11 protein-coding genes are annotated in these 13,054 nt (G+C 70.9%); 8 read left to right on the forward strand and 3 right to left on the reverse strand.

Annotated elements, in window-relative coordinates:
- The first annotated feature begins 60 nt into the window (after positions 1 to 60).
- Both folD and NITAL_RS10020 read left to right on the forward strand, forming a co-directional pair.
- Positions 61 to 927 carry a bifunctional methylenetetrahydrofolate dehydrogenase/methenyltetrahydrofolate cyclohydrolase FolD gene (gene folD, locus NITAL_RS10015; protein ID WP_052666110.1) on the forward strand — a complete coding sequence of 289 codons (867 nt, stop codon included), beginning with the start codon at positions 61 to 63 and terminating at the stop codon, positions 925 to 927.
- Between the two features lie 160 nt (positions 928 to 1,087).
- Positions 1,088 to 2,077 carry a malate dehydrogenase gene (locus tag NITAL_RS10020; RefSeq protein ID WP_052666111.1) on the forward strand — a complete coding sequence of 330 codons (990 nt, stop codon included), beginning with the start codon at positions 1,088 to 1,090 and terminating at the stop codon, positions 2,075 to 2,077.
- Between the two features lie 6 nt (positions 2,078 to 2,083).
- On the opposite strand, the gene NITAL_RS10025 is transcribed toward NITAL_RS10020, so the two are convergent.
- Positions 2,084 to 2,767, reverse strand: a complete 684-nt coding sequence (locus tag NITAL_RS10025) for a GNAT family N-acetyltransferase (protein ID WP_052666112.1) — start codon at positions 2,765 to 2,767, stop codon at positions 2,084 to 2,086.
- Between NITAL_RS10025 and trpS the strand changes: the two genes are divergently transcribed.
- Positions 2,745 to 3,752, forward strand: coding sequence for a tryptophan--tRNA ligase (gene trpS, locus NITAL_RS10030; RefSeq protein ID WP_211262314.1), 1,008 nt, complete (start codon positions 2,745 to 2,747; stop codon positions 3,750 to 3,752). The genes NITAL_RS10025 and trpS overlap by 23 nt on opposite strands.
- Positions 3,749 to 4,534, forward strand: a complete 786-nt coding sequence (locus tag NITAL_RS10035) for an alpha/beta fold hydrolase (protein ID WP_052666113.1) — start codon at positions 3,749 to 3,751, stop codon at positions 4,532 to 4,534. Before trpS ends, NITAL_RS10035 begins: the two co-directional genes overlap by 4 nt.
- Here the strand turns inward: NITAL_RS10035 and NITAL_RS10040 are convergent.
- Positions 4,531 to 7,119 carry a putative bifunctional diguanylate cyclase/phosphodiesterase gene (locus NITAL_RS10040; protein WP_052666114.1) on the reverse strand — a complete coding sequence of 863 codons (2,589 nt, stop codon included), beginning with the start codon at positions 7,117 to 7,119 and terminating at the stop codon, positions 4,531 to 4,533. The two genes, NITAL_RS10035 and NITAL_RS10040, sit on opposite strands and share 4 nt — an antisense overlap.
- A 268-nt stretch (positions 7,120 to 7,387) precedes the next feature.
- On the opposite strand from NITAL_RS10040, the gene NITAL_RS10045 reads away from it, so the two are divergent.
- Genes NITAL_RS10045 through NITAL_RS10055 form a run of 3 tightly spaced genes read left to right on the forward strand, consistent with a single transcriptional unit; the run spans position 7,388 to position 10,831 of the window.
- On the forward strand, positions 7,388 to 8,119 hold the full coding sequence (locus NITAL_RS10045) for a succinate dehydrogenase cytochrome b subunit (RefSeq protein WP_052666115.1): 732 nt from the start codon (positions 7,388 to 7,390) through the stop codon (positions 8,117 to 8,119).
- Between the two features lie 46 nt (positions 8,120 to 8,165).
- Positions 8,166 to 10,082: a fumarate reductase/succinate dehydrogenase flavoprotein subunit gene (locus NITAL_RS10050; protein ID WP_052666116.1), complete on the forward strand. Its 1,917-nt coding sequence runs from the start codon at positions 8,166 to 8,168 to the stop codon at positions 10,080 to 10,082.
- Positions 10,079 to 10,831 carry a succinate dehydrogenase/fumarate reductase iron-sulfur subunit gene (locus NITAL_RS10055; protein WP_052666117.1) on the forward strand — a complete coding sequence of 251 codons (753 nt, stop codon included), beginning with the start codon at positions 10,079 to 10,081 and terminating at the stop codon, positions 10,829 to 10,831. The genes NITAL_RS10050 and NITAL_RS10055 overlap by 4 nt, the downstream gene beginning before the upstream one ends.
- Positions 10,832 to 10,873: 42 nt before the next feature.
- On the opposite strand, the gene NITAL_RS10060 is transcribed toward NITAL_RS10055, so the two are convergent.
- Positions 10,874 to 11,368, reverse strand: coding sequence for an SRPBCC family protein (locus NITAL_RS10060; RefSeq protein ID WP_052666118.1), 495 nt, complete (start codon positions 11,366 to 11,368; stop codon positions 10,874 to 10,876).
- Positions 11,369 to 11,467: 99 nt separating this feature from the next.
- Between NITAL_RS10060 and NITAL_RS10065 the strand changes: the two genes are divergently transcribed.
- The gene (locus NITAL_RS10065) at positions 11,468 to 13,054 is read left to right on the forward strand and encodes an acyl-CoA mutase large subunit family protein (RefSeq protein WP_052666119.1); all 1,587 of its coding nucleotides are present in this window, start codon (positions 11,468 to 11,470) and stop codon (positions 13,052 to 13,054) included.

Below are 13,054 nucleotides of genomic sequence, written 5' to 3' on the forward strand. Positions count from 1 at the left end.
GCCACTCCGGCCGTCTCGCTCGCCTACGCTCGCGCGCTCGTTGCCACACCTGGAGGACTCATGACCGCTTCGTTGATCGACGGCAAGGAGCTCGCCCGGACCTTGCGGGGGCGCATCGCCGACGAGGTGACCCGGATGGGCGCCGAACACGACGTCGTCCCGGGGCTGGCCGCCGTGCTCGTGGGCGACGATCCGGCGTCCAAGGTCTACGTCGGCATGAAGCACCGCGATTGCGGTGAGGTCGGCATCGCCTCGCGCATGATCGAACTGCCCGCCGACACCTCGCAGGACGACCTCGAGGACGTGGTCGCCGGGCTCAACGGCGACGACGACATCGACGGCATCCTCGTCCAGCTCCCGCTGCCGGACCACCTCGACGCCCGCCGCATCCAGGAGCTCATCGAACCTGCCAAGGACGTCGACGCGCTCAACCCCTACACGGCCGGTCGCCTGGCCATCGGCGACCCGACCTTCCTGTCGTGCACGCCGTACGGGGTCCTCGAGCTGCTCGCGCACGCCGGGGTCGACACCGTCGGTGCGCACGTGGTGGTGATCGGGCGGTCGAACCTCGTGGGTCGCCCCCTGTCGAACATGCTGACGCTCAAGGGCCGTGACGCGACGGTGACGCTGGCGCACTCCCGGACCCGCGACCTCGCCGCGGTGTGCCGGACCGCCGACGTCGTCGTGGCAGCGGTCGGGCGACAGGCTCTCGTGACGGCCGACATGGTGCGCCCCGGTGCGACCGTCATCGACGTGGGCACCAACCGGGCCGACGACGGGTCGCTGGTCGGCGACGTGGATTTCGATGCGGTCGCCGAGGTCGCCGGTGCGATCACCCCCGTGCCCGGCGGCGTCGGTCCGATGACCCGCACGATGCTGCTCCAGAACACCCTCGAGGCCGCCCGCCGGCGCCGGGGCCTCGTCTAGCTGACCGAGCCGTCACCAACCCGGCGCGCCCGCTCGACGCGTCCGGGCAGGGACACGGCGGTGCTCCCGGTCGCGATCGTCCGGCCTGGAGGCTACGGCCTCGCCGCCACTAGGCTCCGGCCACGACCGCCCCGTGCCCCCACCTCCGCAGGAGTCCCCGATGAGCACCCCGATCCGCGTGGCCGTGACCGGTGCCGCCGGCCAGATCGGCTACGCGCTGGTCTTCCGCATCGCCTCGGGCCAGATGTTCGGCCCCGACACCCCCGTCGAGCTACGGCTCCTGGAGATCACCCCGGCGCTCGGCGCGCTCGAGGGGGTGGCGATGGAACTCGACGACGGCGCGTTCCCCCTGCTGTCGGGCATCGAGCTCACCGACGACGCCAACGTGGCCTTCGACGGGCTGAACGTCGCCTGCCTCGTCGGTGCGAAGCCGCGCGGTCCGGGCATGGAGCGGGCCGACCTGCTCAAGGACAACGGCCGCATCTTCACCGGTCAGGGTCAGGCGCTCGCGGCCAACGGTGCTGACGACCTCAAGGTCGCCGTGGTCGGCAACCCGGCCAACACCAACGCGCTGATCGCCGCGGCCAACGCCGACGGCGTGCCGGCGGACCGGTTCACCGCGATGGTGCGTCTGGACGAGAACCGGGCGAAGTCGCAGCTCGCAAAGAAGGCCGGCGTCCCGGTCGCCGACGTCACCAACCTCGCCGTGTGGGGCAACCACTCGCCGACGATGGTCCCCGACGTCGACAACGCCCGGATCGGCGGGAAGCCGGTCACCGAGGTCATCACCGACGAGGACTGGCTGCGTGGCGAGTTCCTGACCACCGTCCAGCAGCGCGGCAAGGCCATCATCGATGCCCGCGGGTCGTCGTCGGCCGCCTCGGCGGCCAACGCACTGGTCGACCACGTCGCCAACTGGTGCGGCGGCAAGCCCACCGCCCCTGGCGACTGGGTCTCGATGGCCGTGCCGTCCGATGGCTCGTACGGGGTCCCCGAGGGCCTCATCTCGGGCTTCCCCGTCACCACCGACGGTGCCGGCACCTACGAGATCGTGCAGGGCCTCGAGCTGTCCGCGTTCGCCCAGGAGAAGCTGGACGCGACCGTCGCCGAGCTCCAGGAGGAGCGCAGCGCCGTCGCGGACATGCTCTAGGTCGGATCAGGTCAGCTCGCCGGGGACCAGGTCGTACAGCCGCGCATCGCAGCGCGGGGCGGTCGGGTCCCCGGACGGGCCGTCGATCATCGATCGGCGCAGCAGCCCCACCGGTCGGAAGCCGAGGGCCCGTGCCACCTGGTTCGACGCGGGGTTGGTGACCGCCGCCTGCAACCGCACGGCGCCGACGCCGAGGTGCGCGAAGGCGTGGCCGAGCAGCAGCCGGCCCGACCGGGTCGCGACGCCACGCCCGCGAGCCTCAGGTGCGACCCAGTAGCCCAGCTCGGCGCTGCGATCGGCGCCGTCGATGCTCAGGCCGACGCACCCGAGCACCTCGCGGTGATCGTCGGCGGAGACCGCCAGGAGGTGCGCGCCGGTGCCCTCGGCCAGGGCGCCGATCGACATCAGGACGAACCGGCGCGCGTCGTCGGTGGTGTACGGCGCGGGGACCCTGGTCCAGCGCTGGACGTCGGGGTCCCGACAGATGCGGGTGATGGCCTCCACGTCGGCCGGCGCCGGGCCGCGCAGGACCAGGTCCTCGTCCGACAGCTCCGGGACGACGATCGGCGCGATGGTGGTCTCCTCCGGTGAGTCCTGCGGGCGGAGCCCCGGTCGCCGGACGCTACCGTTCGGCTCCCTGCGGACGTCCCTTTCGAAGAGGTTCCTCGTGACGCGCGTGTTCTCCGGCATGCAGCCCTCGGGCGCACCCCACCTCGGCAACTACCTCGGCGCGTGGGTCAACTGGCTGGCGCTGCAGGAGACCGCGGACGAGACCATCTACTGCGTCGTCGACCTGCACGCGATCACGTCGCCCGTCGAGCACGACCCGGCCAGCCTGCGACGGCGGACCGTCGAGCTCGCCACCGCGATGCTCGCGATCGGCATCGACCCGGTGCGCTCGACGCTGTTCGTCCAGTCGCACGTGACCGAGCACGCCGAGTGCACCTGGCTGCTCAACTGCGTGACCTCGTTCGGGGAGCTGCGCAAGCAGCCCCAGTTCAAGGAGAAGTCCGAGGGACGGGAGTTCGTCTCCGTCGGGCTGTTCGACTACCCGGTGCTGCAGGCGGCCGACATCCTGCTCTACCACGCGGACGAGGTCCCCGTCGGTGAGGACCAGCGCCACCACATCGAGCTGGCCCGCAACCTCGGGCAGCGCTTCAACCACCGCTACGGCGAGGTGTTCACGCTGCCGAAGGCGGTGCACCCACCGGCGGCAGCTCGCGTGATGGACCTGCAGGACCCAGCGAGGCGGATGTCCAAGTCGTCCACCGCCGAGAAGGGCATCGTCTACGTCCTCGACGAGCCGAAGCGGGTCGAGAAGAAGATCAAGAGCGCGGTGACGGACTCGGACCCCGACGCGCGCATCCTCCACGACCGCGACGCGAAGCCCGGCGTCTCGAACCTGCTCGAGATCCTCTCCGCGGTGACGGGCCGCCCGGTCGCGGACCTGATCGCCGAGCACGACGGCAACGGGTACGGCGGCTTCAAGACGGCGGTCGCCGAGGCCGTCGTGGAGCGCCTACGCCCCATCCGGGACCGCTACGACGAGTTGGCCGCCGACCCGGCCGAGGTCGAACGGATCCTCGCCGACGGTGCAGCGCGGGCGCGGGCGATCGCGGGGCCGACCCTCGAACGCGCCCGCGAGGCCATGGGTCTGCTGGCGCCGCGCGCGTGAGCGGCACGCCGACCGCGCCAGCGCCGACCGGGCCGATCTGGCCCGTCCGGCTCGCCACGCACGTGTGGCACCCGAACGGGCCGACGGGTCAAGCGCTGCTCCTGCACGGCCTCGGGTCGGACGGCACCACCATGTGGCGGCTCGCGTCGCACCTCGCCGATCGGGGGTACCTCGTCGCGGCGCCGGATCTGCGCAGCCACGGTCGCAGCCCGGTGGCGTCCGACCACCGGATCGAGGCGCTGACCGAGGACATCGCGGCTCTCGGGTCGTCGTGGGACCTCGTGGTCGGCCACTCCCTCGGCGGGGCCGTGGCCGCGCACCTGCTGACGCGCCAGGACGTCGAGGTGGCCTGCGCGCTGCTCATCGATCCGGTGCTGGAGCTGGAACCCGCGGCGCGGGAACCGGTGCGCGCGGTACAGCGGGCCGAGGTCGGCCGGCTCGAGGCGACGGCGGTCGCGGCCGCCAACCCTCGCTGGAGCCCGATGGACGTCGACCGCAAGGTCCTCGCCGCCGCCTCCTGCACCCCGGACGTCGTCGATCGCGTGATCGACCACAACCCGTCCTGGGACCTGGCTGACATCGCAGCGGCGTGGCGGGCACGGGTCCACCTGCTCGCCGCGGACCCCTCGCTCGGGGCGCTCCTCGCGCCGGACACCGCAGCACGGCTGGTCGACGGCGAGCGGATCACCAGCACGACCGTGGCGGGCGCCGGCCACTCGGTGCACCGTGACGATCCCGCGTCCGTCCTCGCGGCGATCGATGCGCTCCTCGGAGCGACCTAGCGAACGGCGCTGCTGACGGTCGCCGTGATCGGCAGCTCGTGGATCGGCACCGGGCGGCTCCAGTGGTAGCCCTGCCCGTAGGGGCACCCGATCGCGCGCAGCACCTCGAGCTGGAGCGCGGTCTCGATCCCCTCGGCGACGGCGGGTACCCCGAGCGAGCTGATCAGCTCCAGGATCCCGACGGTGAGCCGGGCGTCGCCGGTGGCATCGTCGAGCACGTCGATGAAGGCCTTGTCGACCTTGACGATGTCGAACCGGAACCGTTCGAGGTAGGCCAGCGAGCAGTAGCCGGTGCCGAAGTCGTCGATGGCGAGCAGCACCCCGAGCTCGGCGATCGCGTGGAGGGTGCCGGCGACGGTCTCGTCGTCGGCGATGAAGACGCTCTCGGTGAGCTCGAGCACGAGACGGTGAGCTGGCAGGCCCGTGCGCTCGAGTGCTCCGGCCACGGTCCTCGCGAGGCCGGGCCCCTCGAGCTGGACGGGGGACACGTTGACCGTGAGGTAGACGTCACGTCCGGTCAGGCCCCGGTACCTGGCCACCTCCGCGCACGCTTGCTCGAGGACGAACGTGCCGATGACCTCGATGCTGCCGGTCTCCTCGGCCAGAGGGATGAACTCGTCCGGCCGGATCGGTCCGCGGAGCGGGTGGTGCCAGCGCAGCAGCGCCTCGACGCCCACGACGTCGGCGGACGCCACGTCGTGGATGGTCTGGTAGACGACCGTCAGCTCGCCGCGCTCGGCCGCCTTGTGCAGGTCCATCTTGAGCTGCAGGCGCCGCACGGCGTTGGCGTGCATGGTCGGGTCGAAGAGGTGGAAGGTGGCCTGCCCGTCCCGCTTCGCGGCGTACATCGCCGCCTCCGCGTCGCGTAGGAGGGCGTCGGCGTTGGGTGCGTCGTGGGACGTCGCGATGCCGATGCTGACCCCCGCCTCCACCCGTCGGTGGGCGAGGCTGACCGGGTCGGCCAGCGCCGCACGGAGGCGGTCCGCCAGCGCGGTGACGGTGTCGATGGTCCGGGTGCGCGGGACCAGGATCGCGAACTCGTCGCCGCCGAACCTCGCGACGGTGTCCTCCGGGCGGACCACTTGGGCCAGACGCTGCCCGACGATCCGCAGCAGGTCGTCGCCGACGTCGTGGCCGAGCCCGTCGTTGATGGTCTTGAAGTCGTCGAGATCGAGGAAGAGCACGGCCGTGAAGTGGTCGTGATCGCGACCGTCGAGGGCCTGGACCACGCGGTCGGTGAACAGTGCCCGGTTGGGCAGCCCGGTCAACGGGTCGTGGAAGGCCTGGTGGCTGAGCTGGACCTCGAGTTCGCGTTGCGTGGTCACGTCCCTGCAGGTGACCACCAGCCCAGCGATGGCCGGGTCGTCGACGTGGTTGGTCAGGGTGGCCGCGAGGTGTCGCCAGCCGCCGTCCGCGTGCAGCGCTCGGCCCTCCCATGGCGCGACGGTCCCCGCCGGGCTCGCCGTCACGTCGCGTAGCACCTCGAGCAGCCGATGGCGGTCCTCTGGGGCGACGAGGTCGAGCTCGAGCTCGCGCATCCGCTCGATCGTGTAGCCCCACCGGCGTTCGACCGACGGACTGACGTAGGTCAGGCCGTCCTCCGGGTGGACGATGAGGACCACGTCGTCGGCGTGCTCGATCAGGGCCCGGAACCGGTCCTCGTGCTGCCGGCCGAGGACGGCGCGCACCGTGAGCAGCAGGCCCCACATGCGTGCCACGACGAGGCTGAACAGCGTGATGGAGCCGAGTGCGATGACGCCGAGCGGTCCGGCGTGTTCGCCGCGCACCGCGACCAGCAGGGTCAGGGGTGCCGCCACTGACGCTGCCCAGAGCGCCGCGAGCCGCCAGCCCGCCAGCCGGTGGTCGCTGGAGGGGGCCGGCTCGGTCAACAGACGCATCGAGGGCTGCAGCGCGGCGAGCCCGATGGTCACCGTCGCGATGAGGCGGAGGGTCTCGAAGGGTCCGTCGACCCAGGGCACGAGCACCGCGGTCTGCGTGACGAGGTAGAGCGTGACGCCGACTCCCATCCACCGCAGGGACGTGTTGGCCCGTCCGCCACCGAACGCGAGTCGAGCCGCCAGCGCCAGCATCACGAGGCTGAGCAACGGGTAGATGACGACGATCAGGCGGGGCTCGGCGGCGCCCTCAGCTGCCTGCCAGGCCGGGTGGATCACGAGGACCCACAGCAGGACGGTGACACCCGTCGTCACGATGGCGGTGTCCAGCAGCGCCGGGACGCCCGCGTGGGGTGACCGTACGCGGATGAACTGCCACAGCCCGGCCAACCCGCAGCCGTAGGCCAACAGGTAGACCGGCGAGACGACGGTGGGATCCACGCCGGCCGCAGCGACGGCGGTCCAGGCGGTGCTCACCAGACCCGAGAGCGCGAGGGAGGTGGCGATCAGACGCCACGGGCCGGGGTGCTCCGGCCGGTGCAAGCGGACGGCGACGGCGACCGCGGTCGCGGTGAGCAGTTCGACCGCGGCGTACAGGCCGTCCACCGCGATCCCGTCGGCCAGCAACGCACGTACGGCGATGAGGGTGATCATCACGGCAGCGAAGGCAGGGGCGACGCGGTCGCGCACGATGACCTCCCTTCCGTGGGCTCGACGGTCCACGGGCCTGTCGGCGGGCCCGCGGGCGGGTCAAGCGGCGGCCGTGAGGTCGTGCGTCGCGTCGGCGCGGTGCCGGGCACGGGCCCGGGGAAGGGTCCTGCAGCGGCCGGTGGTAGGCTCCGTCCGCCGGTCAGCCGTCCACTCGCTCTGCGCGGGTCGCCCGCTCCGGCGTCGTCGTACTGGCAGCCGTGAGGGACCCCGCGCGTCGGCACGCTCCGGGGTCGAGGAGGACCGCTCGATGGCCACGAAGGTCACGGACCGCCCGGAGGAGTCGGCGACACGTCGCACGCCGATGATCGTGGAGCTGTACCGCTCGGCGCTGGGCAAGAAGTACGTGATGGCCATCACGGGCATCATCTGGATGGGCTACGTGCTCGCCCACATGGTCGGCAACCTCAAGGTCTACCTCGGCCCGGAATCGATCGACCACTACGGCGACTGGCTGCGCACGGGCCTGTTGACCCCGATCATGCCGGACACCGGCACGCTCTGGGTGCTGCGTGTGGTCCTCATCGTCGCGCTGATCATGCACGTCGTGGCGGCCTACCAGTTGACGGTCATGAACCGCCAGGCGCGGCCGGACAGCTACCGGGCCAAGCGCGACTACGTGGCCGCGGACTTCGCCGCCCGGACGATGCGCTGGACGGGGATCATCGTCCTCGCCTTCATCATCTACCACGTGGCCGATCTCACCCTCGGGTGGACCAACCCCGACTTCGAGCACGGCCTCGTCTACAACAACCTGGTCGCCAGCCTCGCTCGCCCGGCGGTCGCCGTGTTCTACGTGGTCGCCAACCTCGCCCTCGGCGTCCACCTCTACCACGGTGGATGGAGCCTGTTCCAGTCGATGGGCTGGAACCACCGCCGCTTCAACCACCTGCGTCGGACGTTCGCGATCGCCTTCGCGGTGATCGTGGTCGTCGGGAACATCTCGTTCCCGCTGGCGATCCAGCTCGGGATCGTGTCCTAGCGGACGCCTCGACCTCCACCCGTCCCACACAGGGAGCCCTGCCAGGATGCTGCTCGACGCCAAGATCCCCGACGGTCCCCTCGAGAGCATGTGGCAGGACCACAAGTTCTCGATGAAGCTGGTCAACCCGGCCAACAAGCGCAAGTTCGAGATCATCATCGTCGGGACCGGCCTGGCCGGCGCCTCGGCGGCCGCCACCCTCGGTGAGCTCGGCTACCGGGTGAAGGTCTTCACCTTCCACGACTCGCCGCGACGGGCGCACTCCATCGCCGCCCAGGGCGGCATCAACGCGGCGAAGAACTACCACGGGGACGGCGACTCGATCCAACGCCTGTTCTACGACACGATCAAGGGCGGCGACTACCGCTCGCGCGAGGCCAACGTCCACCGCCTCGCCGAGGTCTCCAACGAGATCATCGACCAGTGCACCGCCCAGGGCGTGCCCTTCGCCCGCGAGTACGGCGGCCTCCTCGCCAACCGTTCCTTCGGTGGCGCGCAGGTCAGCCGCACCTTCTACGCACGCGGCCAGACCGGTCAGCAGCTGCTGCTCGGCGCCTACCAGGCCCTGGCGCGCCAGGTGAAGGCCGGCAACGTCGAGCTCCACACCCGCTCCGACATGCTCGAGCTGGTCGTCGAGGACGGCAAGGCCGTCGGCATCGTGGTGCGCGACCTCGTCACCGGCCAGATCAGCTCCCACTCGGCCCACGCGGTGGTGCTGGGCACCGGTGGCTACGGCAACGTCTTCTACCTGTCGACCATGGCCATGGCCTGCAACGCCACGGCCATCTGGCGGGCGCACCGCAAGGGCGCCGCGTTCGCCAACCCGTGCTTCACCCAGATCCACCCGACGGCCATCCCGTCCTCGGACGAGTTCCAGTCGAAGCTCACCTTGATGTCCGAGTCGCTGCGCAACGACGGTCGGATCTGGGTCCCCAAGGACCCCGACGAGCGCCGCGCCGCCGCGGACGTCCCCGAGGACGAGCGCGACTACTTCCTCGAGCGCAAGTACCCGGCCTTCGGCAACCTGGTGCCGCGGGACGTGGCGTCGCGCAACGCCAAGGAGCAGGTCGACGCGGGCAAGGGCGTCGGGCCGCTCAAGAACGGGGTCTACCTCGACTTCGCCGGCGCGATCGCCCGCCTCGGCAAGGACGCGGTCGCCGAGAAGTACGGCAACCTGTTCGAGATGTACGAGCGCATCACCGGCGAGGACCCCTACGTCGAACCGATGCGCATCTACCCGGCGCCGCACTACACGATGGGCGGCCTGTGGGTGGACTACCACCTCCAGACCACCATCCCGGGCCTGTTCGCGATCGGCGAGGCCAACTTCTCCGATCACGGTGCCAACCGCCTCGGTGCCTCGGCGCTGATGCAGGGCCTGGCCGACGGGTACTTCGTGCTGCCGTCGACCATCGGCGACTACCTCGCCCCCCAGCTCGGTGAGCAGCCGGTCGACACCTCGGCGGCGGTGTTCACACAGGCCGTGGCCGAGGTCGAGGAGCGCCAGCAGCGGTGGCTGTCGACCAACGGCACGCGGTCGGTCGACTGGTACCACCGCGAGCTCGGCAAGATCATGTGGGACCACTGCGGCATGGCCCGCAACAAGGCCGGCCTCGAGAAGGCCCTGTCGGAGATCCCCGCGCTCCGCGCCGAGTTCGAGACCAACGTCCGCGTGCTCGGCAGCCACACGACCCAGAACAGCTCGCTCGAGAAGGTCCAGCGCGTCGCGGACTTCTTCGAGCTCGGCGAGCTGATGTGCCGGGACGCCCTCGACCGCGAGGAGTCCTGCGGGGGTCACTTCCGCGAGGAGCACCAGACCGAGGAGGGCGAGGCGCAGCGCGACGACGAGAACTTCGCGCACGTCTCGGCGTGGGAGTGGACCGGCGACCCGGGAGCCCCACGCAAGCACGTGGAGCCGCTGGAGTTCACCAACGTCCAGCTGACGCAGAGGAGCTACAAGTGAACCTGACCCTCCGCGTCTGGCGGCAGGCTGGCCCTGACGCCCCCGGCCGCTTCGAGACCTACGCCGCCCAGGGCATCAGCGAGCACTCGTCCTTCCTCGAGATGCTCGACGTGGTCAACGAGCAACTGATCGAGGCTGGCGAGGAACCGATCGAGTTCATGCACGACTGCCGCGAGGGCATCTGCGGCACGTGCGGGATGATGATCAACGGCCGTGCCCACGGCCCTCAGCTCGGGACCGCGACCTGCCAGCTGCACATGCGTTCGTTCGAGGACGGTGACGAGATCGTCATCGAGCCGTGGCGCGCCGCCGGGTTCCCGATCATCAAGGACCTGGTCGTCAACCGGGACGCCTTCGACCGGATCGTGGAGGCCGGTGGCTACATCAGCGTCGACACCGGCTCGGCGCCGGACGCGAACCTGGTGCCGGTCCCCAAGGAGGATGCCGAGCTCGCGATGGACGCGGCGGCGTGCATCGCCTGTGGGGCGTGCGTGGCGGCCTGCCCGAACGGGGCGGCGCAGCTGTTCACCAGCGCCAAGCTCGCCCACCTGGGCCTGCTCCCGCAGGGCCAGCCGGAGCGCCTCCAGCGCACCGAGGGCATGGTCGAGGTCATGGAGGAGCACTTCGGGTCCTGCACCAACATGGGCGAGTGCGAGGCGGCCTGCCCGAAGGGCATCTCGATCGACTTCATCGCGATGATGAACAAGGACTACCGCAGGGCCAAGCTGTCGGGCCGCCGCGCCGGCTGACCGGCCACAGACCGCCTGAGGACCCCGCCGCGTGCGGGGTCCTCACGCGTCCGGGGCGGGTGCACGGACGACGGCGAGGACCTCGGGGTCCTCGCACCCGCGGGCGAATCCAGCGATGCGGCGGTCGATGTCCCGCTGCAGCACCCGGGTACCGATCCGCTCCAGGAGCGGCGCCAGCCAGGCCGGTCGGCACCGGAAGCTGTAGCGCCACACCGCGTCGGTGGCATCCGGCTGCCCCGCGACGGCGACGAACCGCCAGCCGCCGGCGAAGTTGGCGAAGAACCACGGCCCGCCGATCATCTTCATGCCCACGTTGCTCGGCGGCGCGAACGAGACGTACTCGCTGGTCATCACGAACCCGAGCCGGTGCCGGGTCAGGGTGCGCACGCCCTTGGCCGGCTCACGCGCGCCGTCGGCGAAGCGTTGCCCCCGGATGAACGGGTCCCACCGCAGGCGGGTCTCGCCGGTGGTCTGCGACACCGCGAAAGCCGTCGAGGGGTCGACCGGGACCCGGACGGTCGACTCGACGATCGGCACCCGTGCCCTCCTGCGTCGCGTGGGGAGAGCGTACGCGCCCGAGTTCCTGCCCAGGCGTGCCGGCTCCTAGCCTGGGGACCCCCGATCCTCGAGGCGTGCATGCCGGACCAACCGACCACCGTCAGCGGGTTCCCGTTCGAGCCGGTGTACGGCCCCGAGCACCTCGACGGGTTCGACCCGGCGGCGTCCCTCGGCGCGCCGGGTGAGTTCCCCTACACCCGCGGCCCGTACCCGAACATGTACCGCGGCCGCCCCTGGACCATGCGCCAGTACGCCGGCTTCTCCACCGCCGAGGAGTCCAACCGGCGCTACAGGTACCTGCTCGCGCAGGGCACCACGGGCCTGTCGGTCGCTTTCGACCTGCCGACCCAGATGGGCTACGACAGCGCGGCCAGCATCGCCGACGGCGAGGTCGGCAAGGTCGGTGTCGCGATCGACACCGTCGAGGACATGAAGATCCTGTTCGACCAGATCCCACTGGACGAGGTCTCGACCTCGATGACCATCAACGCGCCGGCCAGTCTGCTGCTGCTGATGTACCAGATCGCCGGCGAGGAGCAGGGCGTCGCGCCCGACAAGCTCCGTGGCACGATCCAGAACGACGTGCTCAAGGAGTACATCGCCCGCGGCACCTACATCTTCCCGCCGGCGCCATCGCTGCGGATCATCTCCGACACCTTCGGGTACTGCGCCGAGACCCTGCCGAGCTTCAACACCATCTCCATCTCCGGCTACCACATGGGCGAGGCGGGGGCGACGCCGGTGCAGGAGGTCGCCTTCACCCTCGCCGACGGCATCGCCTACGTGCAGGCCGCCGTCGACGCCGGCCTCGACGTCGACCGGTTCGCGCCGCGCCTGTCGTTCTTCTTCGTGTCGCGCTCGACCTTCCTCGAGGAGGTCGCCAAGTTCCGCGCCGCGCGGCGGATGTGGGCCGCGATCATGCGCGACCGGTTCGGGGCGAAGGACCCGAAGTCGATGATGCTGCGCTTCCACACCCAGACCGCGGGGGTGCAGCTCACCGCCCAGCAACCCGAGGTCAACCTCGTCCGCGTCACGGTCCAGGCGTTGGCGGCCGCCCTCGGGGGGACCCAGTCGTTGCACACCAACAGCTTCGACGAGGCGCTCGCGCTGCCCACCGAGAAGTCGGCGCGCCTGGCGCTGCGCACCCAGCAGGTGCTGGCCTACGAGACCGACGTCACCTCCTCGGTCGACCCGCTGGCCGGCAGCTACCTGATCGAGTCGCTCACCGATCAGATCGAACAGCAGGCCCAGGAGTACCTCGACCGCATCGACGAGATGGGGGGCGCCGTCGCCGCGGTCGAGGAGGGCTACCAGAAGTCCGAGATCGAGCGTGCTGCCTACGAGCTGGCCAAGTCGATCGACTCGGGCGAGCAGGTCGTGGTCGGGGTCAACCGCTTCCAGATGGACGAGGAGGTCGAGCCCGACCTCCAGCGGGTCGAGGAATCGATCCGCCAGGGGCAGATCGATGCGATCGACCGCGTCAAGCGTGAGCGCGACCAGTCGGCGGTCGACGTCGCGCTCGAGGCGGTCCGGGTGGCGGCCGAGGGTCGCGACAACCTCCTGGTCCCGATGGGCGAAGCGCTGCGCCGGCGCGCCACCCTGCAGGAGGTCTGCGATGTCCTGCGTGGCGTCTACGGCGGCTACATCCCCCACGACACCTTCTGA

Source organism: Nitriliruptor alkaliphilus DSM 45188 (assembly GCF_000969705.1).
Classification (GTDB): Bacteria; Actinomycetota; Nitriliruptoria; order Nitriliruptorales; family Nitriliruptoraceae; genus Nitriliruptor; species Nitriliruptor alkaliphilus.